The following is a 20640-nucleotide window of genomic DNA, read 5'->3' on the forward strand; positions in this document are numbered from 1 at the left end:
CTACAGTCGTAGATTGCTTGGTGCTGCCACCGGTCTGCACCCGGACGCCGAACTCGCCTGCGCGGCGATCAACATGGCCGTGGCGACCCGCGGCGGTATCGAGGAGGTCCACCAGTCTGGGTGGCGTGAGGACCCGTCGAAACGAGCCATATTTCACACCGATCGGGGCAGCACCTATACCGCTCACGCGTTCACGAAACTATGCCAAGACCTCGATATTCGCCAATCGATGGGGCGGGTCGGATCGTGCTTTGACAATGCTGCCGCCGAAGCATTTTTCAGCTCGCTGGAATGGGAAGTTTTGTCGCAACACACCTTCGAAAACACCCGCGCCGCCCGGGCCGCTGTGTTGGACTGGTGCTACGGGTTCTACAACCACGACCGACGACACAGCACGATCGGAATGGTGAGCCCGATCAGCTACGAGACCGCCGCGGCGACCGAACCGGAAGCCGCCTAGGAAACCCTCCACGATTCGGGGGGAACCACAAAGTCATCAATACCGTCGGACCAACACTTCCTGGGACCGACGGACTGGGCGACTGGAACATCCCGTGGGAGACCTGGCGTGCCGGAAATGCCGATCAGGCCTGAGGGGTCCAGTCACTATTCTGACCTCGACCAAAGGCCAGGCCAAAATCGTCCGGCGAGCGCGGGAATAGCCAAAATGCACACTCTTCCGTGGTCATTGATCGACGTTTGAATTTCCTGACATTCGACGTTCATGGACGAGGGAGTCTCGCCGGATTCGTTTTTGGCGGCCCCACCGGCACAAACGAACAATGGCAGCCAGCAGGTGCGCAAGATGGTGCGCGACATCTGGTGCAACCAGCCGGTGGACGCGAATACGCCCGGAGCTAATACGCAGACCTTCCACTAAACGGGCCCTTCACTATGAAGGGCCACTAAACGATGCCGAGCTGTAGTTTCTGCGAACTCACCCTTCCCCAAATTTCCCCCATCTTCGAGGGCACGAGGGTTCTCCACCATGGTCTCGATCGTTCCAGCCTGTCCTGAGTGTCAGCTCGCCAGCGGAAATTCTTGATCAGACCTCCACCTGATCTCCACACAAATACGCGGGCGTACCGGCCAATGTGGAACTCGACCGGAAGACAGGGGCGCGGTATGGAGTGGGCGAGTGTAACCGTGGTGGCCATTGGCCTGGGCGTGTTCTGGGCCAGCGTGCTCTGCCTCATTGTCGCCCTGACAGGGACCGCTCCCCAGGCGTGAGACACCCAGGGACCAATCGATGGGTGAGCCGGGTTCAACCACCTACCCCACATACCCCATAGGGGTATAATTGGAGGTGTTCCAGTGAGCACCAGCAACGAATATGAAGAGGAGAAGATGTCTATCCAGCCTCGCAGTAACCTTCCGTTGGAAGCGATCGCTGAATCCTGCACGTGCTGCTCCACACCCAGACCCTCGGTGCCGATGCCGATCCACGGTCTCCAGACCGACCGCCACGCCCCGCACCCGGCGCCACCACCCCCCAGACACCGGCGGGCCACACGCTCGGGACTGAGAAGTAGCGAAGGACGATCGCGATGATGTGGAACAACGGGATGGGTTCGGGAATGGGCTGGATGTGGATCTTCTGGCTCTTGGTCATTCTGGGCACGGTGGTGGTCACCGTCGTCCTGGCGAAAGCGTTCACCGGCGGCCGGGGCCAGTCCGGAGGGCATGAGCATGTCAAAACCGGGGAACGCCCGCGCCAGCCGCGAGAGATCCTGGACGAACGCTACGCCCGTGGAGAGCTAACCACCGAGGAGTACCGGGAGCGACTACACACTCTGGGCGAGGGACGGCAGTGAGCGAGCTGACCCGACGGCAGCTCCTCGCACTGGGTTTGGCAGGGGCCGGCACCGCCGCCGTGGGCGGGGCCGGCCTGTGGTGGACCGTCAGTGAGGGCAACACCACGAACAGTGGTGGCTTCTCCGACGGTGGTGACGACCTTCTCGAGCCGGACGTGGTGGCCAGTCGGGACGGTGTGCTCGATCTGGAGTTGGTCGCCGCCCCCGCCCGGGTCAAGATCGGCGGGCGAAACGCAAACGTGCAGGCGTTCAACGGCACACTCCCAGGCCCCACCCTGCGCGTTCGGGGCGGAGACACGATCCGAGTGGCGATTGCCAACGAACTCGACACCCCGACCAACCTGCACGTACACGGGTTGCACGTCTCCCCCGAGGGCAATGGCGACAACCCCTTCGTCAGCATCTCCCCCGGCGAGTCCTTCGACTACGAAATCGTCCTGCCAAACGACCACCCGCCCGGGACTTTCTGGTACCACCCCCACCACCACGGCCATGTCGCTGACCAACTGGCGGCCGGACTCTACGGAGCGATCGTTGTTGAGGACCCCGAGCCGGTCCCGGTGTCCCGTGAGCGCACCTTGGTCGTCTCCGACATCACCCTCGACGGCACTGGCAACCCGGCTGCCGCGTCCCCGCCCGAGAAGATGATGGGCCGTCAAGGCGAGATAGTGATGGTCAACGGCCAGGTTCGGCCCCGGGCCACCGCTTCGCCGGGAGAGCGAGAGCAGTGGCGGATCGTCAACGCCTGCCCGTCCCGCTACCTGCGCCTGACCCTGGATGGTCAGTCTCTGCGCCTGCTCGGCCGTGACACCGGCCGCCTACCCGAACCTGTCGACCTCACCGAGGTGACGCTGGCTCCCGGAAACAGAGTCGAACTCCTGGTGGACGCTCGCCAGGGCACCTCCACTCTGCTCAGCATCCCGGTGGACCGCGGCGCCATGCCTGGCATGATGGGCGGACCCATGGCCGGTGCGTTCCCGGCGGACGACGAGCCGATCGGTCTGCTCACGCTGGACGTGACTGGGCCCCCGGCGGACGAACCCGATCCCGTGCCCGCAGGACCGGCCCTGCGGGACCTGCGCACCGCACCGGTAACTGCCCGTCGAACCCTGGAATTCGCCATGGGCATGGGCATGGGCCGTGGGATGCGCGGAGCCGAATCGATGATGTCGTTCACCATCAACGGCCGACAGTTCGACGCCGACCGAAACGACATCACGGTCCGCGCCGGAACTGTGGAGGAATGGACCCTGACCAACACCAGCCCCATGGACCACCCAATGCACCTGCACGTGTGGCCCATGCAAGTCCTCGACGACGGCGAGTCACCCACCTGGCAGGACGTGGTCAACATTCCGGCCTTCGGCCGCGTCACCATCCGCGTGGCCTTCGACGACATCGTCGGCCGCACCGTCTACCATTGTCACATCCTCGACCACGAGGACCTCGGCATGATGGGCACGATCCTGGCCCGCTGAACTCGGCGCACCCGACCGCAAGCACACCGCCAACCCCGCCCGACGAGAAGAAAGTACGGTACCGCATGGATCGCAGCGCCCAGTCCTCGAACTCACTGACCCTCACTGGATCCGTTGCGCTCGGGACGGGGGTGATGATCGGGGCGGGCATTTTCGCCCTGGTAGGGCAGGTCGCCGAGCTGGCCGGGGGGTGGATGCCGTGGGCCTTCCTTGCCGGGGCAGTGGTGGTGGCCTTCAGCTCCTACTCCTACATCCACTACTCAGCCACCAACCCTTCCTCGGGCGGAATCGCGATGCAACTCAAAGCCGCGTATGGACCCGGGGTCGTGGCTGGCTCGGTTTCGCTGTTCATGTACGTGTCGATGATCCTCGCCGAGTCCCTTCTCGGCCGAACCTTCGGTACCTACATGCTGCGACCGTTCGGGATGCAGGACTCCGACGTGTGGGTCCCGGTGCTGGCCGTCCTCGCCATCGCCGGCGCCGCACTGGTGAACCTGGTGGGCAACCAACTAGTGGAGCGCTCTGCCACGGTCACCGCAGCGCTCAAGATCGTCGGCATCGCGGTGCTGGCGATCGCGGGAATCCTCGCCGCGGGACTCTCCTCCCTGCCCCGGCTCATTACCGCCGCTGGACGCACGCCACCAGACCAGGGATGGGTGGGCTTTCTCGCCGGTGTCACCCTATGCATCCTGGCGTACAAGGGGTTCACCACGATCACCAACCACGGCGGGGATCTGAAGAACCCCAAGCGCAATATCGGCCGCTCAATCATTATTTCCATCGCCCTGTGCACGGCGCTCTATCTATTGATCACCGTCGCAGTCACTGCGAGCCTGACCGTGCCAGAGATCATCGAGGCCCGCGACTACGCACTGGCCGAAGCAGCCCAGCCGATGTTCGGCGACTGGGGCATGAGAATAACCGTGCTTATCGCGGTGGTCGCCACACTGTCTGGACTGATCGCGAGCCTATTCTCAGCCTCGAAGCTCTACGACATGCTCCGAGAAATGGGCCAAGCCCCGGGCCTGCCCGGCCGGCCAGGACATCAGTCGCTCTACATCACCGCCGGGCTGGCGATCGTGATGGCCGCCTTCTTCGACCTCTCCCAGATCGCCTCCCTTGGCGCTATCTTGTATTTGGCCATGGACATTGCCATCCACTTCGGGATCATCCGCCGTCTCAAAAACGACGTCGCCGCCAACTCCTGGATCCCGTTGCTCGCGATCATCCTTGACCTCGCGGTACTGGTGCCCTTCCTGCTCACCAAGAGCCAATCGGACCCGTTCACCCTCGTCATCACCGCGCTAGTGGCCCTAGCCATCGTCCTCGCCCAGTGGCTCGCCGTGCGACACCACCAACACCAGTGAGAACACAGAGCACACCAGAGACTCCAACCAACCCAGCGCGATTCAGGCCGCACGACGCGCGTCCGCTGAGCGCGTTGAGGCGCGCATCTCCCCACACTTGTGGCACACGCCGTACCGGCTCCACCGAACCTTCACGTGAAGGACAGTTCGTCCTTCACAAACACTTGGCAGATTGGGGGTGTACCGATCAATGGTCCCGTGCACTCGGGGCTGGATCGAGCACCCAGGAGGAAACGATGCAGGCGAGATGGAGTATCAACATCACCCCTATCGAAAGGGGCGCTCGCATCGTGTTGGGTCTTCTCGGTGTCGTTGGCGGAGGAATTCTGCTCAGCCAGGCGGACTCCACGGGCGCGGTGATCGTGGAGCTGTTGTTGATCGTGGCTGGTCTGGACCTGATCGTCACTGGTGGGACCGGGCACTGTCCACTGTACAAAAAATTGGGCCGCCTCCCGCTTCGGAAAGGACACCCCTCATGAGCGAGCAATCACCCCAGGAGCGACGGCGCCAGCCACTAGACGCGCCCCCTGATCAGCCCCCCGTTGCGGGGTCGGCTTCCCCCTACAGCGATGGGCCTCTGGAAGAGCAGTACCCGCCCGAGCCCTCGAAGCCCGGACGCTCCGGTCATCGTTGGATGATGCTCGCGTGTTGTGTCCCGATGCTCGTTCTTGTCGGGGTCCTGCTGGTGACCGGGGTCGCAGGCACCGGAGTGATCGTGTTTGGCGCGCTGTGCGTGGCGATGATGGGCCTGATGATGTTCGCAATGCCCGGTGGCCACGGCCATTAACCCGCCACTACACGCTCCTGGGATCCAATCGGCTCAGCATTGAACCGACCAGGAGCGAGCACGACGCGATTTCCAAGGCTGGAGGACACCGAGATGGCTGCAGCGGCCACTAGCACGATGAGTTACACCGTCAGGGGACTGACCTGCGGTGAGTGCATCGCGCGAATGATCGAGCATCTATGGGGGCTACCCGAAGTCGAGGGGGTGTCAGTCGACCTCATCAAAGACGGGCAGTCCGTCATCACGATCAGATCTTCTCCCGAAAACAGCCTGGCGCAGACCCTCACCGCGGTCGAACAGGTGGGTTTTGAGCTGACCGGCCGAATGGAGCTGACCGGGCATTGGCCGGGCCTACACGGTGCGTTGCATCCCGACGAAATGTGGTTCCCCCCGAATCGTGGAGGGTTTCCTAGGCGGCTTCCGGTTCGGTCGCCGCGGCGGTCTCGTAGCTGATCGGGCTCACCATTCCGATCGTGCTGTGTCGTCGGTCGTGGTTGTAGATTCCGTAGCACCAGTCCAACACAGCGGCCCGGGCGGCGCGGGTGTTTTCGAAGGTGTGTTGCGACAAAACTTCCCATTCCAGCGAGCTGAAAAATGCTTCGGCGGCAGCATTGTCAAAGCACGATCCGACCCGCCCCATCGATTGGCGAATATCGAGGTCTTGGCATAGTTTCGTGAACGCGTGAGCGGTATAGGTGCTGCCCCGATCGGTGTGAAATATGGCTCGTTTCGACGGGTCCTCACGCCACCCAGACTGGTGGACCTCCTCGATACCGCCGCGGGTCGCCACGGCCATGTTGATCGCCGCGCAGGCGAGTTCGGCGTCCGGGTGCAGACCGGTGGCAGCACCAAGCAATCTACGACTGTAGAGGTCGATCACAGTGGCCAGATATRGCTTYTCACCGGGCCGACCGTTGGCGTCGACGGTGGGGATCTCGGTCATGTCGCCGACCCACCGGGCGTTCGGCCTGTCGGCGGTGAAGTCCCGCTTGAGCAGGTCGGGGAACTTCGGGGCCGTCTTGTCCTGCCTGGTCAGACCGTTGCGGCGTCTGATGCGGCGTGCGACGAGGCCCTGGCGGCGCATCGAGTCGGCCACGGTCTTCTCGCTGACCTGCCAGCCCTCGTCACGAAGGTCGAAGTACAGGCGAGGGGATCCATGCCGGCCCTTTGCGGCGGTGAACGCCTTCGCGACCGCCTGGTCGACGACCTCGCGGCGGCGGTCACGCTCGGTGTGCAGACCGCTGGCCGCCTCCGGCCCGGTGGCCCGCTTGAGCCACTTGTAGAACCACGCCAGCGACACGCCCAGCAGGGCGCACACCAGAGTGTGTGGCACTCGGTAGTTGGTCCTSWAGGTCGGCGATGAAACGTGCCACGCTCACTTCGTCGCCTCCTTGACCCACAGGACCACGGATCGCTTGAGGACATCACGCTCCATCTTCAGCTCCGCGTTCTCTGCTCGCAGCCGCTTGAGCTCCTCGATGTCGCCCCTGGACAGGCCTTCTGTGCCCTCCCGAGCTTCCTTAGCCTGATTGACCCAATTGCCCAAGGTGCCCGCGTTGACCCCAAGGTCTCGGGCGATCTGGGCGATCGGCTTCCCGGTCTCCTCGACGATCCGGACCGCTCCCTCACGGAACTCCCGGTCGTACTTCTGGCGCTTCTCTGGCATCGCTTCCCCTTATAGCTGATCCCTCTACGGATCCGGGGGAACCTCAGGATGCGGGTTCGCGCGTATTTACCTGAGGAGGGGCTGTTACCGCGGGCGCGGCGCAGTCGGTGGGTGACGTGCCAGGTGGCGTAGGGCTGAAGTACGACGGCGATCGGTGGGGGTTGGTCGGCCAGCAGTGCGTCGATCCATAGGTTGAGTCCGTCGATGATGTCCTCTCGTGGGGGCAGAACCTCCAGGGCTATGAGTAGCCGCCGAAGATGGTGGGTGCGGGTGTTTGGAGGCGTGCGGTCCAGGCTCGCATGGGTCAGGGGTTCGTCCTCGGCGATGAGGGTGGTGAGCAGGATGAACCAACTCTGTCGGCTGGCGAGCAGTAACGCGGTGCGCCTCGGTGGGTAAGTCTTGAGTAGAAGGTCCCGAATGGAGTGGGTTTGAGCGCGTAGGTGCGGATGGGTGCACTGCAGGGCGTGGTCGACTTGGGCGGTGTTGAGGCAGCCGAGGCAGTCGGTGGCGGTGACCAGGAGGTCGATGGTTCCGCAGGAGCGGCAGTACCAGTTCCTGTGCTCGCCAGAGCACGGGCCGCAGAGCGGGTTGCCGTGGGCGTCGAGTCCGGCCTGGGGGCGTTGGTGACCGCAGGAAGTGCAGGTGATGGGGTTTTCGCGCAGCTGGCGGCAGCAGGGATCGCACACTGGCCCGAGCGGCAGGGTGATGCGCACTGATCGGGTGAGACCGCATACCGTGCAGCACTCTTTGGTGGCGGGCCTGGCCTGCCGGTGGGGTCGTTGTTTGGATCGGCATGACGAGCAGATCGGTCGCCCGGTGGGCACTCCCCTGTCGCAGGGTTTCTCTTGGCCGCAGACGGTGCACTCGGCGATCGGTGGGGTGTAGCAGCGGTAGCAGATCCACGTGCCTGGGAGGTCAGGGTCGCGGCGGGCATGCGGCGTAGATCGCGTGCAGTGGTGGCAGGTGCGGGGGCGGCTGCGGTGGTAACAGCGCGGGCAGAGCGGTCCGGTGTCGGTGATGGCGTGGGCCGGTTGATCGGGGCGTCCGCAGTCGCTGCAGGTGTACAGCTTTTTGGGCCCGCAGGCCTGGCAGAGGGGTTGTCCATCGATGCGGTAGGCCACCGGGCGGTGCAGCTGGCAGCGCGAGCATGGTGGTCGGCGATCAGGATCCGCGCGACGGCACGAGGCGCAGAGCACGCCGTCGTCTTCGCGGGCGGCGGGTACCGCCAGGGTTCCGCATCGCCGGCACGGGGTTCGCCGGGAGGCGTTGTAGCAGGACAGGCACCAGCGTCCCCCGCTCGGTGCGCGGTAGCGCAGGCGACGCTGTTTGCCACATCCTGCGCACTGTGGCGGGGTGATCACTTCGGTCGGAAGCGCCGCGACCTGGTCGAGTACCCGGTGTAGCCCGGGCGGTGCGTCATCTGGGCGGGTGCGCACTGCTTCGGGGTGGCGGCGCACGTAGTCGAGCACGTGTTGAAGCTCGTCCGGTAACAGTTCCGCGGCGGTGATCGCGGCGCGATGTGCCGCCTTGCTGTGATCGGGGTCGAGGACGGCGAGCACGGCCGCCAGGGCGGTCGTGGGGTCGTTCATGAGCCTGTGGGTCGGCGGATCGTGGTGCGTCGCACGGGCGGCGCGTGACCTGCGTCAGTGGCGCTGGCGGGTTTGGCGACCGAGACGTTGGCGGTGGTGATTTCGATGAGGTCGGAGGTGTCGACGTCGAGGATGTCGCACAGTGCGGCCAACACGTCCAAGCTGAGGCGTTGCGGGGTGGTGGTGACCAGGCGGTAGACCTGTTCGCGGGAGAGGTGGACGCCGCGTTCGGCTAGTAGCGGGACGAGGTCGCTGGTGGCGAAGTGTCCGCGTTCGGCCATCAGGGTGCGCAGGTGCCAGGTGTAGCTCATCTTCTTGTTCATGGGCTCTCCCAGAGGTCGGGGTGGCGGCTCAAGGATCGGCGCAGCAGGCGGTTGCGGTACTCGTCGGACACGCCGGTGTAGATGGCGGTGGTCGCGGCGTAGGAGTGCCCGACCTGGGTGGAGACGAACCGTTCGGGGTAGTCGAACTCCACCAAGTGGGTGACGTAGGAGTGGCGCAGGCAGTGCAGGTCCAGCACTGGGTCCAGGCCGGCTGCGTCGCGGGCGGTGGTGAATGCGTCGTTGATGCGGCGCATGGAGATGCGGTCTGAGCGTTCGGTGACCCATAACGCTGGATGGGATCGGCATCCCAGCAGGGTCCGGATTTCGTTTCGCCAATGCTCAAGAACCGGCACGATCCAGTCCATTTCCGGGACGGTCAGCACGGTGCGGCGTTTAGCCGCCCCTCCCCTGCTGGATTTGCCGAACCGGACGAACAGAGCGCCACAGTTGCGGTAGTTCGGGGTGGTGGGGTTGTGCTGCAGGTCGGTCACGTCCAAGCCCCACGCTTCCTGGCGACGGAGTCCGAACGCGTAGATCGTCTTCAGAAGCGCGGCGTCGCGTTGTGCGGTCAAAGCGCCTTTGCGTCCGGTTCCTGGGATGGATTCGGCGCGTCCGTCGGCGGCATCGAACAGCGCCTGCACTTCGTCGTAGGTCAGTGGCCGCCGGCCGGGGGCGCCTTCGTAGTCGGTGGTGTGAACGATGGTGTTCCACTCGTGCAGGATTTGCTGCGGGACCGCGTCAAAGAGCTGCTCGCACGTTCCGATCCAGCCGTACCGGGGATCGGTGATGTAGGTAAGGAACATCCGGATCGTGATTTCGTACATCCGCGCGGTAGACATCGCGATTGGATGCTCTGCTTGCCGGCGGTCGGAGATGAATGCTTCGACGTCTGAGCATGTCCAGGCCCACGGGTAGTCGTTGCTGAAGATGGCGAAGCGTCGGATCAAAGCGATACGTACTTCGATCGTCTTAGCCTTGAGAAATCGGGACCGCTGTTGCATCGCCCAGCCGTCGAGCATTGCCTCGAACACGGCGGGTTTGGCGTCGAGGAACGTCACGCCGTCCGGTAGGGCCTGGCGTGCGGAACCGGGGAGCTCACCCCTCACAACCATGTTGCACACGATGCAACATCGAGTCGTCTAATGCAATGGCCAAAGTGGAGGTCCAGCGACGCCAGTGTGATTGGGAAGCGCGTTCCAATGGGCGTCCAGCGGGTTCACAATGAGGTCGAGTAGTCGACCAGATGTAACTTCGCTCGGTACCGTCCGTACCCGTCGGAGATGGCGCCGGTCCAGATGTGACACCCACTGCCCGGGGCGCGCACGACACGGGAGCCAAACGCGGCAATCGCCGCCTCGGTCGGAGGCAGCGTCGAGTCGTACGGCCTGGACCGCCTCGCGGCAGGCCGGGGCCGGGGACGGGCGTCCATTCCCGGCAGCGGGATGTCCTCGAACCACCGGCCCGRGGAAGGCTCAGKGCTGCTGSTCACCGTTGGTGTCCGCCGAGGTCTGATCCGCCGCTGGCGTGTCACCGCCGTCGGCATCGTTGACCGTGTCGTCGGTGTCGGTGGTGTTGTCCTTGGCGGCGCGGATCGCCGCCCCGACCTCGCGGGCGGACAGTCCGGTCATCTCCGCCAGATCGGCCTGCACCACGCCCAGGTCCCGAAGCTCGACCAGCGCCTGACCGAGGGCGATCTGCGCGTCATCGCGGGCATCGATCGCCGAGAACACCGCGACCAACTTGGCCTCACGCTTGCGTGCCCGCTCCAGCTCGTCGGCCATCGCCTGACGAGCCCTGGCCCGCGCGGTCTGTGAACGTGAATCAGTCTTGGTAGCCGCCATGTAATCGACCCTATTGCCCCACCCATCGTGCCGCAATCCCCAACCACCATGCCGCCGTCATCGTCGCGCCGTCCTGGTCCCCGATCTCCGCACCACATCTAGCACTGGCCGTGCTAGATCATCCTCGCTGTCGCTCGCCACAAACTGCCACACACAGTATGCACTTCTAGTGAACGACGGGAACCCTCTGGTCGCAGGCCTGCGGACTGCGGCGCGTAGACGCGCCCATTTATGCCGCATAAGCTGGTGATCGTGATGACCCTCCGAGCCGTACACGCGGGCACTGGGTACCAGTACCTGCTGCGCTCGGTGGCCACCCACGACGCCGACCCGAAGGGTCAGTCGTTGTCGGACTACTACGCCGCCAAGGGCACCCCGCCCGGTCGTTGGATCGGCTCAGGTCTAGACGGTCTGGACTCGGAGGCAGCCACCGCCGGGGCGGTGGTCACCGAAGCCCAGATGGCGGCCCTGTATGGCGAGGGCCTGCACCCGGACACCGACGCCAAGATGCTCGCCGGGGCCGCATTGAAGGATTGCAAACTCGGCCGATCCTTCCCCCTCTATACCGGCGGCGTCGATGTCCTGGACGCAATCGCCGCGGCCGAGCGGGACTTCCTCAAGACCGAGAATCGCCACCCGACCACAGCCGAGCGAAGCGAGCTCGCCGAGCAGATAGGCCGGCCGTTCTATACCGAGAAGTTCGGCTACGAACACGCCTCCGGCAAGGACGTCATCGCCTGGGTCAACCGAGAGCGTGACCAGGTCAAGCAAGCGATCGCGGGGTTCGACTTCACGTTCTCCCCGGTGAAAAGTGTCAGCGTTCTGTGGGCACTGGCAGACGAGCAGACATCGTCCAGGGTCGCCGCGTTGCACCACGAATCCGTCGCGGAGGCACTGGCGTGGGCCGAGGACAATGCGATCTACACACGGGTCGGCAAGCAGGGAATCGAGCAGGTCAAAACCCGCGGAATTGTCGCCTCTGAGTTCACTCACTTCGATACCCGCGGGGGCGACCCGGACCTGCACTCGCACGTGCTTCTGGCCAACAAAGTGCAAGGCCCGGACGGGCGCTGGCTGTCACTGGATGGACGTGCGATCTTCCAGATGCACCAAGCCATATCCGCCCGGTATGACGCGATCTTGCACGACAAGCTCACCCGCCGAATGGGCGTCGAGTTCCAGGCCCACTACCCCCACCCAGACAAGGCTCCGATCTGGGAGATCTCTGGGATCGACCGCCGGTTGATTGAGGCGTTTTCCTCCCGACGCACCCTGGCCCGCCCGGTCTACGACCGACTCGTCGCGCAGTACGTCGAGAAGAACAACCGGCAACCCTCGCAGCGGGCGTCCTACGCCCTGTGGCAGAAGGCCATCCTCGACACCCGCGACGCCAAGAAGCCCGCCCAATCACTGGCCGAACACCGCGCCACCTGGCGGCAGATGGCCGAAAACGTCGTCGGTGCGCACGCGGTGGACAGCGTGGTTGGGGAGGTCACCGGGCAGGGCCGAAGCCAGGTGTCGCGGGAGCTGTTCGACGCCCAGGTCCACGCCCGGCAGGTGGCCGAGCAGGCGGTGGCGGCAGTGACCGCACGCCGTGCGCAGTTCCGCCGTTCCCACATCAACACCGCCGTTTCCACCTTGCTCAAGGGCTACCGATTCGAGGGCGCCGAGGCCCTGGACCGGGCGCACGAACAGGTCATGGCCACCGCCATGGGAGAACTCGTGGTGCAGCTGACCCCGCCGGAGATTCTGGACCTTCCAGGTGCGTTGACCGGGCCGGAAGGTGCCGGCATTGACCGGCACGCAGGCGCCGAGAAGTACACCACTCAGGCGGTGCTGGACGCCGAGACCGCCACCCTGGTAGCGACTGGCACCCCGGTCGCGGTGATCGCTACCCGCGCCGATCTCGACCGTGCGCTGAAGGCACACGAGGACGCCGAGGGTTGGTCCCTCAATGCCGGACAGACCGCTCTGGCGCAGCACCTCATCGGTGCCGGAACGCTCCTGGCCGCCGGGGTGGGTCCGGCCGGGACCGGCAAGACCGCATCCATGAAGGTCGTGGCCCGCACCTGGCAACAAACCGGCCGGTCGGTTATCGGCCTTGCTCCCTCCGCGGCAGCGGCCAGCGTCCTCGCAGGCGACATCGGCACCGACTGTCACACTATCGACTCTCTGACCTTCACCTGGATGGGCAAGCACCCCACCCTGCCCGGAAAGACCCTCGACGCACTGCCGGTCACGATCAAACCTGGGGACATGCTTCTCGTGGACGAAGCCGGCATGGCCAGCACCGAGAACCTCGCAGCACTGACCGAAATCGCCGCCGAATCCGGGGCCATCCTCCGCCTGATCGGCGACCCCAAACAGCTCGCGGCAGTCGAGACCGGCGGTCTGTTCGCCGACCTGACCCGCACCCCAGGCACGCCTCAGTTGCGCGAGGTCATGCGCATGGGCTCAGACACCGAACAAGCCGACGCGACCCTGGGCCTGCGCGAAGGCGATCCCGGCGCACTGGCTCTCTACAACGAGCGCGGATGGATCACCGGCGGGCACCGCGAGCAGATGCTCACCGACGCCGCCGAGGCGTTCCTCGCCGACACAGCCGCTGGCCGCCAGGCACTGATCATCGCCTCGACCAACACCGATGTCGACACCCTCAACGAGGTCATCCGAGCCGACCGGATCGCCCACGGCCTCGTCGACGACGCACACACCACCAGGGTCGCTCGCGGCGACACCGTGGGTGTCGGCGACACCGTCATCGCCCGCACCAACTCCACGCTCTACACCGAGAACCGCACCTACCTCGGACGGGTCATCAACGGCCAACTATTCACCGTCACCGGCATCACCGATGATGGCTCACTGGCAGTACGCGACTCCTCCACCGGCCAAGACATGCTCATCCCCGCCAGCTACGCCGACAAGAGCATCCACCTCGGCTACGCCGCCACCATCCACCGCGCCCAGGGCGCCACCGTCGATACCGTCCACGCCGTCATCGACGCTGGCGTGGACCGTGCCGGCCTGTATGTCGCCATGACCCGCGGCAGACGAGAAAACCACGCCTACGCCGTATGCGAACCCACCCTCGACACGGGCGCCGAAGACGCACACATGCACTCCGCCGGCGACCACCACGCCCCCACACCCGAGCAGGTGCTCACCGGGGTGCTGGCCCGCGACACCCACCAGGCCTCGGCCACCGAAACCCTGCGCCAGGAATACGCGGCCGCCACCAGCGACGAACGGCTCGCCCAGCTCTACCGCCACGGCGTGGACCTCGCCGCCCGCGATTTTACCGCCGCCACCCTCCCGGCCTACATCGACGCACTCCCCCGTGCCTACGCCCACCAGCTCGAGACAGACCCCGACCAATACGAGGCCCTGGAAGGCGCGTGGACCGACGCAGCCATCCGAGGCCTCGACCCCCGCGAGGAATGGGACAACGCCACCGACACCCTCGACACTGCCAACAAGCCCGGCACCGTCATCGCCCACCGGATACGCCACGCGACCGGTGAGACCACCGACACCAACACCCTGCCCACTCCCCCACCCGCGGCCCCGGGATGCGACACCGAACTGACCACCTGGCTCGCAGAGACCCACCGCGCCCTCACCGCCGACCCTGCCTCCCAGGCGGTAGCCCGTGCGGGGTCCTTCTCTGCCGAGGACTTTGTCGACTCGTACCTCGCATCCCGGTCCGCAGAACACGAACCCGGCCCGGACACTCACCCCACGACGAGCTCGCCATGGCCATCTGCCGACTCCTCCCCCGACCTGTGGTGACTCGCCCTTGCCCGTCAGGCGCCAGTGGTCAGGCTGCGGTGCGGGCCCACTGGTGCGGGGCGAGCAGCATGTCGGGAGCGGGTAGTGCGGCGCGGGCTGCGGCGACTAGTTCCCACCAGCTGTCGGGATCGGCCTCGCGATGGAGATCTTGGGCAGCCATCGCCGCGCCCCAAGTGGTGGCTGATACTGGCGGGCCGGTCGAGGTGGCGCCGTATGCCAGGGCAATGTCAGTCGGGTGGATCTGCTCAGCCTCAGCAGGGTTGGGAAATTCGCCCCACTCGGCCAGCGCGTCGGAGCGCTGCGGCTGGTGTCGGGTGGTGAACCACCACACGAACACCGCCGAATGCAGCCGGTACAGGCGCACCCGATCAGCGTGCGCACCATCAACACCAGCAGCAACGGCCGCTCGCGCTAACCGCGACCGACCCCGGTACACGCGGCCATCAGCGGTGCACAGACCCAGAGAGCGCAGTGCGCGCAGTTTGCTGCGCACCGTCGCCGGGCAGATCCCGAGCCTGGTCGCCAGCTCACGCACCGACAGGCGGCCAGAGGCCAGGTGGGTCCACACGCGCATGCCCAGCACCCCGAGAGCACGGGCATGCCAGATGTCCTCTCGGGCGCATTCGAGCTCAGCGTCAAGCTGGCTCTGCATCTCCGGGGTAAATACTGCGCCACTTCTTCGCTCCCCGCCCCCGGGTCTTACGATCTGCCACACTGCCGCCCAGGGGCCGGCTGCTCGCTGCACGCGGGCGACCCACCCCTGCTGGACAAGCGCTCTCAGCCGGTCGGCGACGGTGTCTCTGGTCAGACCTGCGGCCAGGGCCCAGTCGCGCTCGGACAGGTGCACCTCCGCTGTCGCGGCTGCGACGGTGCGGGCTGCCAGTGCCAGGAGCACGAGGCGGTCTTGGGCTCCGGTCTTGCCGGACCACCGGTGGGGTTGGGAGTCCATGCGGGTGAGCAGGTCGGCGACAGTGGTCTCGGCAGCGCGGCGGGCGGGCGAGGGTCCTGCAGTGCTGGACTGGGTGTAGCTGGCTGCGGTGACGGCTTTGGCCCACTGGCGGGCCAACTCGGCGGTCGCGTCTAACCGGGGGGTGCGCTCCCCTGCGTTGATGCGGTGGGTGCGGACGAACTCCAACCCGGGCCAACGGTCAGTTAAGGCAGCCTCGTGCAGGTCGCGATACTGCATCCGGGCGTGGGCGCAGGCTAGCAGGATCGACCACCCCACCGCGGAGGCATCCGTGCGGTCGGTGATCGGGGCGCGGGCAAGGGCACGAATCTGTGGGTTCAGGGGTCGTTTGGGCCCGGCCAGGTATGGATGGCCTTGCACATCGACGTGCACAGGAACCGGGGCGATCCCAGCATCGGTGGCGGAGGCGCCCTTGCTCTGAGGGGGTTGTGTCAGCTGCGTGAGAACTGTGCGCAAGGCCCGCAGGGACACCGGCCGGATATGGGGATCTGTCAGGGGCATCGATGTGCCGCCGGCGCGGTGGGGCGAGCCCGGGGCGCGGACACAACCCGTGCGCGAGTTAGCCAGCGGGCCCCGGTCCAGCGAGGGCCACGCGGCGCTGAAAGCGTCGATGAGCGGTGCCAGGCGGTGCGCGGAGACGGCGGTGCTCAGCCGGATCCATACGTGGTATCCCCCAGCAGGTCCTGACGAGCACACCAGGTGCTCGATGCCCGCGGCAGTTAAGGCAGATGTGCACGCTGCGAGGTCTTTGTCCGCGGTTGAGCCGGCATGGTGGGCGTCGAAATCGAGGGCGAGGAGCCGAAACTTGCCCGATTCATCGGTCAAGTGCAGCGCGAAAGGTGTCCCCTCCCCCGGCACTCCGTCGGTGAGACGTCGCGTGACGGCGAAGGTATGCGCCTTGTGCGAGTCGACACGCACATACGGGCGCGGACTCCACGCGCACACCACAGAGTCCCACCACCAGGTGGAATCTCGGGTTGTGAGGTTATCGAGGTCAGAGCGAGACACGCCGATCGGATCGACTGGACCATCCGATGGGTATGACTTACTCTGAGAGGTGCCTGGAAGCACAGCTCTCCTAATTGGTGAGCAACACCGAGTTTGAGCGCCAACTCGAACTCTCGACTTTCGATCCCGGTCCACCGGCCAGTGGGCCGGGATCAGTCATTTGGGGCTGCGTGATCTTCATTTGTCAGTCATGTTGGTGACTACTTCACGCTGGGATCGCCTCCTGGTCATCGAAACTCGACACCGCTTCGGGCATGCCGAGATGGGCCGCGGCGACTTCGGCTACGTACTGGTTCATAGAAATGCCTCGCGCTTTAGCTTCGCGTCGAAGCGCATCGTAAACGTCTGAAGGTACGCGGACTGTCATCCGTGTCCGCTCCCCTAGGGCTGGTCTGCCAGGCCCAGTACGTGAGGTCGCCATGACGACAAAGTTGGCATGCCTGACGTCAGAAATGGGTACGACACGCTCACGACGTCAAATATTGCATTGATAGCGGACGGGTTGGTCGGCGGACGTCGTCGCTGACCGCTGGTGACGTCCGCCATCCTCGCCTGGATCCTCGTGTGCTCGTCTCTCTACTTCCATCACGTCCTGTCGTGGCGGCGCAGGAGCACGAAGAGCGATCTCCTACTAGCCGGAACTGCCCAATCAGCAGTTCTTTGATTCCAAGTACTCAACGATCGCATTGTCGGTAATCGAAGCAATGCTAATGGTTCGATCACCGGTCTCGTACCGCAGTTTGTCGACGGCGCGTAGCAGCCGTGCTTTGGTTGACGGGCGCAGCCGGACGTTGTGCTGTTCGGTCAGCCGCTCCTGCTCCCGAGCGTTCGAAGGCTCTGGCGGCAGAGCTGCACCTTCCGGTCGGGAAGCCGGAGTGGGCCTCTCAGGCAAGTCGGCTGCGGGGTGTGCAACCCGTCGAATTGCGGGTTCGCGCTGAACGCTCATGCTGGGGATCTTTCGAGGTCGAGTTCCAGCTCCGAAAGTAGGTCTGTATATGCGACCTGGAGAGCCAATGACTTGCCACCCGCAAACTCGTGGATGGGCGTGTGCGTGCTATGGGCATCTTGACGGGCGGCAAGCTCCGGTATGGCGGTTCTCGCGACTAGATCTCCATAAGTGTCGCGCAGTTCGCGTTCGCGGAACTGGTGCTCCCCCGTCGCGCGTCGCCGGCTAAGGACAATCTTGTCCAGGACGAGTCGGGGGTTAGGCCGCCGTTGAACATTGCGGATCGTCTCTTGCAGGTTCTCGATACCTCGAACGCTGTCGATGGTTGGTTCAGTGACGGCGATGACTCCGTCGGCGGCGCACAGAACGGCAAAGAGCAACTTCCCCAGTGACGGGGGGCAATCGAAGAGAACTGCGGTGTACGCGGACAGGTCGAGCCCCTCAAACGCGATGTCGAGGCGGAAGATTAGATCGTTGGAGCCATCTGACTCGATGTTGGCTAATGCCTCGTCAGAGGGGATGAGGTCAACTCGGTCCCAGGGCGTGGCGATGACCGCATCGGCTGCAGTTCCAGGGGCCGTCCGGTTCATAAGGTCAAATGTGGTCTTCATCCCCTCCGTAACCTCGATACCGAGTCCTGTGGTGGAGTTTCCCTGCGGGTCAACGTCTACAACTAGAACATTCAGTCCCTTATTGCTCAGAGCGCTCGCTAGACCTAGCGTCGTGGCAGTTTTTCCGACTCCGCCCTTCTGATTGCAGAGGGCTAGCTTGCGGACCATTTGCGTTCCTCCCTAAGTGTCGACCAACTTGTGGCGGGCACTAGCTGGCTGGACAACTGTGATTCTTGAGTCGCATGCGGCAAGTCAGTTCAAGCAACGCTACTACTTGTAGCTCGCTTAGCGAGAGCGACTCGCGGAGCTATGAGTGCCGGCATGTCTATCAGAGCTACACCAGGCAGCAGTGCTAGCAAAGCGAGCAACGCTCGGATAGCTCGCGTAGGGTCCTGCGTGATCGCCTCCTTGACGTGCATGAACCGTGGCGCCAATGAGATAGCAAGCATAGCTATCAAAGCGGTGACAGCTATGGCGTCATTGCAACGCCGCCGGGTGGGGGCGGCCGCCGCTTTCTTGTGAGTGTTGATTCCCGCCAACGCGCTACGCGGTCGCTATGGAAGGTCGACCAGCGCCGCAATCTCACATCAGGGGACGAGGGGGTCGCTGTCGGGGAATGTCTGGATATGGACGCGACGTTTGGCGTCCCAGGCGAGCTGCCCCAGGTCGTGCAGGACATTCATAGAAGCGATGTAGGTTTCGACAGATTCACCAGTGAGGGCGACGACGTCGGCAGGGATGATTGAGCTGACCCGACCACTGTCGGCTTGCCACCTAACAGGTTCGGTGAGTAAGTAGTCCAGGGCGTCAGCGGTCGTCATCCCGGGTAGCCGTTCGGCGAGCAGTCGTGCAGCAGCGCGGTACTCCCAGATTGGAACAGTGAGTTGCACTCGAGGTGCCGCACTGGGGGAGTCTGCAGACTTCGTGACTCTTTTCGTTCGCCGCTGCTTCTTCGCTGCCGAGTTGTGCTGGCGGGAGCGTCGCTGCTTGCCCACTTGAGTCCTTTCCGTTCATTGAGATTCGCCCTCGATGATACTTATAGTCTGTAGACTTATAGTCATCAATGGCCTGAAGTGGCAGGTATGCGTGATGACGAAGTCTTGGGCGAGTTTGGGCGCCGGATCCGGTGCACTCGCCAGGAGGCCGGGTTGTCACAGGAAGAGTTGGCGCACCGCGCAGGCCTGCACCGGACTTACATTGGGTCGGTCGAGCGCGGTGAACGCAATATTGGGCTACTGAATATTGCCGCCCTTGCCACGGTGCTGCAGGTAGACGCAGGCAGTTTCGTGAGCGGGTTGCGGCGTTCCAGTGCCGGCTCAAGTAATTGATCCGTTGCTCGAGGTCGACGAGCCTAGCCCGGGTGATTCACGGGGATCTGCGGATCGCTGGGCGAAAATAGACCGAAGTGCTTCCTGAACAGGGGAAACTGGGACTTGTCTAAGGTTCCATGTTCGCCAGCAGAAAGCACTCGGTAGGTGAAGCGTACTTCGTGGTCGTCCGGCCTGTCCGTTACTGCTGATGGTGTCGGGGTGATCGCCCACGCCGGAGCCATCGCACCACGCCTTCTGGCTGATCAGGTGGGGCTGACAACTGAACTGTCAGGGGCCATGGCCCGCCGCCGGTTCATCCCGATCCACGACCGCGGCCGGGTGCTGATCGACGTCGCGGTGATGCTCGCCGATGGCGGCGAATCCATCTCCGACATCGGCGTCCTGCGCCACCAATCCGAGGCCCTGGGTCCGGTCGCCTCGGCCCCGACGGTGTGGCGCACACTCGATGAGATCACTGCCGGCAAGCGCAAGAAGATCCAGGTAGCGCGTGCCCGCACCCGCCGTCACGTGTGGTCCCGCCTGCCCGGCGGGGTGCCCGCATCGGCRTGTGCGGGGCGGGATCTGGGATCGACGGTCGTGCTCGATGTGGACGCCACGATCGTGGTCACCCACAGCGAAAAAGAGAACGCCGCACCGACGTACAAGCGCACGTTCGGGTACCACCCGATCGGTGTGTGGTGCGACAACACAGAGGAGTTCCTCGCCGCGAGCCTGCGCCCGGGCAATGCCGGGTCCAACACCGCGGCTGACCACATCGACGTCCTGGGCCAGGCGATCGCGCAGATCCCCGCCGCTCACCGCCGTGACCTGCTGATTCGATCCGACGGTGCAGGCGCCTCCCATGACCTTCTGGATTGGATCACCGAACAGAACGGCATCCGCGGTCGACGGGTGGAGTACTCGGTCGGGTTCTCAATCACCGCCCCGCTACGCCGGGCCATCGCGATCGGCCCAGGGGCGGCGGGGGGGCCGGCATTGACTCCCTCCGGCGACATCCGAGACGGGGCCGAGGTTGCCGAACTGACCGGCTTTCTCAGCCCCAGGATGCTCGCCAAGTGGCCAGACGGAATGCGAGTCATCGTCCGCCGCGAACGGCCCCACCCGGGTGCTCAGTTGTCGA

18 protein-coding genes and 1 pseudogene are annotated in these 20640 nt (G+C 64.8%); 10 read left to right on the top strand and 9 right to left on the bottom strand.

The window, feature by feature from the left end:
• From G6R20_RS17740 to G6R20_RS19075, 7 genes are all read left to right on the top strand, one after another.
• Positions 1-460, top strand: a 460-nt coding sequence (locus G6R20_RS17740) for a DDE-type integrase/transposase/recombinase (RefSeq protein WP_163377205.1), incomplete at its 5' end; no start/stop codon positions are given.
• A gap of 264 nt (positions 461-724) precedes the next feature.
• A complete protein-coding gene (locus G6R20_RS17745) occupies positions 725-880 on the top strand; it encodes a hypothetical protein (RefSeq protein ID WP_156523497.1) in 156 nt (51 codons plus the stop codon).
• A gap of 667 nt (positions 881-1547) precedes the next feature.
• A complete protein-coding gene (locus G6R20_RS17750; protein WP_163377206.1) occupies positions 1548-1814 on the top strand; it encodes an SHOCT domain-containing protein in 267 nt (88 codons plus the stop codon).
• On the top strand, positions 1811-3292 hold the full coding sequence (locus G6R20_RS17755) for a multicopper oxidase family protein (protein WP_163377207.1): 1482 nt from the start codon (positions 1811-1813) through the stop codon (positions 3290-3292). Before G6R20_RS17750 ends, G6R20_RS17755 begins: the two co-directional genes overlap by 4 nt.
• A 65-nt stretch (positions 3293-3357) precedes the next feature.
• Positions 3358-4659 (top strand): APC family permease, encoded by a 1302-nt coding sequence (locus G6R20_RS17760; RefSeq protein WP_163377208.1) that lies wholly within the window; start codon positions 3358-3360, stop codon positions 4657-4659.
• 236 nt (positions 4660-4895) lie between these two features.
• Positions 4896-5138: a DUF2892 domain-containing protein gene (locus G6R20_RS17765; RefSeq protein ID WP_076599981.1), complete on the top strand. Its 243-nt coding sequence runs from the start codon at positions 4896-4898 to the stop codon at positions 5136-5138.
• A 179-nt stretch (positions 5139-5317) separates the two neighbouring features.
• Positions 5318-5446, top strand: a complete 129-nt coding sequence (locus tag G6R20_RS19075) for a hypothetical protein (protein ID WP_256385638.1) — start codon at positions 5318-5320, stop codon at positions 5444-5446.
• 409 nt (positions 5447-5855) lie between these two features.
• Here G6R20_RS19075 and G6R20_RS17770 read toward each other — a convergent pair.
• The 5 genes and pseudogenes from G6R20_RS17770 to G6R20_RS17790 form a co-directional block, all read right to left on the bottom strand.
• A pseudogene (locus G6R20_RS17770) lies at positions 5856-6825 on the bottom strand (IS3 family transposase).
• Entirely contained in the window at positions 6822-7112 is a 291-nt protein-coding gene (locus tag G6R20_RS17775; protein ID WP_069389795.1) for a transposase, read from the bottom strand. Before G6R20_RS17775 ends, G6R20_RS17770 begins: the two are co-directional and overlap by 4 nt.
• A gap of 1585 nt (positions 7113-8697) precedes the next feature.
• The gene (locus G6R20_RS17780; RefSeq protein WP_163377209.1) at positions 8698-9024 is read right to left on the bottom strand and encodes a helix-turn-helix transcriptional regulator; all 327 of its coding nucleotides are present in this window, start codon (positions 9022-9024) and stop codon (positions 8698-8700) included.
• Complete coding sequence (locus G6R20_RS17785; protein ID WP_163377210.1) at positions 9021-10136, bottom strand: tyrosine-type recombinase/integrase; 1116 nt, start codon at positions 10134-10136, stop codon at positions 9021-9023. Before G6R20_RS17785 ends, G6R20_RS17780 begins: the two co-directional genes overlap by 4 nt.
• A gap of 360 nt (positions 10137-10496) precedes the next feature.
• Positions 10497-10865 (bottom strand): hypothetical protein, encoded by a 369-nt coding sequence (locus G6R20_RS17790; protein ID WP_240341555.1) that lies wholly within the window; start codon positions 10863-10865, stop codon positions 10497-10499.
• 255 nt (positions 10866-11120) lie between these two features.
• On the opposite strand from G6R20_RS17790, the gene mobF reads away from it, so the two are divergent.
• The gene (gene mobF, locus G6R20_RS17795) at positions 11121-14657 is read left to right on the top strand and encodes a MobF family relaxase (protein ID WP_163377218.1); all 3537 of its coding nucleotides are present in this window, start codon (positions 11121-11123) and stop codon (positions 14655-14657) included.
• A 28-nt stretch (positions 14658-14685) separates the two neighbouring features.
• Here the strand turns inward: mobF and G6R20_RS17800 are convergent, their stop codons facing one another.
• The 4 genes from G6R20_RS17800 to G6R20_RS17815 form a co-directional block, all read right to left on the bottom strand.
• The gene (locus G6R20_RS17800; protein ID WP_163377211.1) at positions 14686-15843 is read right to left on the bottom strand and encodes a helix-turn-helix domain-containing protein; all 1158 of its coding nucleotides are present in this window, start codon (positions 15841-15843) and stop codon (positions 14686-14688) included.
• A 994-nt stretch (positions 15844-16837) separates the two neighbouring features.
• Positions 16838-17053, bottom strand: coding sequence for a toxin-antitoxin system HicB family antitoxin (locus G6R20_RS17805; RefSeq protein WP_326493483.1), 216 nt, complete (start codon positions 17051-17053; stop codon positions 16838-16840).
• Positions 17054-17574: 521 nt separating this feature from the next.
• A complete protein-coding gene (locus G6R20_RS17810; protein ID WP_163377213.1) occupies positions 17575-18357 on the bottom strand; it encodes an AAA family ATPase in 783 nt (260 codons plus the stop codon).
• A 419-nt stretch (positions 18358-18776) separates the two neighbouring features.
• Positions 18777-19010: a hypothetical protein gene (locus G6R20_RS17815; protein WP_163377214.1), complete on the bottom strand. Its 234-nt coding sequence runs from the start codon at positions 19008-19010 to the stop codon at positions 18777-18779.
• 261 nt (positions 19011-19271) lie between these two features.
• Here G6R20_RS17815 and G6R20_RS17820 point away from each other — a divergent pair, with 261 nt between their 5' ends.
• Both G6R20_RS17820 and G6R20_RS17825 read left to right on the top strand, forming a co-directional pair.
• Positions 19272-19517: a helix-turn-helix transcriptional regulator gene (locus G6R20_RS17820; protein ID WP_163377215.1), complete on the top strand. Its 246-nt coding sequence runs from the start codon at positions 19272-19274 to the stop codon at positions 19515-19517.
• 147 nt (positions 19518-19664) lie between these two features.
• A partial coding sequence (locus G6R20_RS17825; protein WP_163377216.1) for a transposase occupies positions 19665-20640 on the top strand: 976 nt, incomplete at its 3' end.

The organism is Dietzia sp. Alg238-R159, assembly GCF_900537145.1.
Classification (GTDB): domain Bacteria; phylum Actinomycetota; class Actinomycetes; order Mycobacteriales; family Mycobacteriaceae; genus Dietzia; species Dietzia kunjamensis.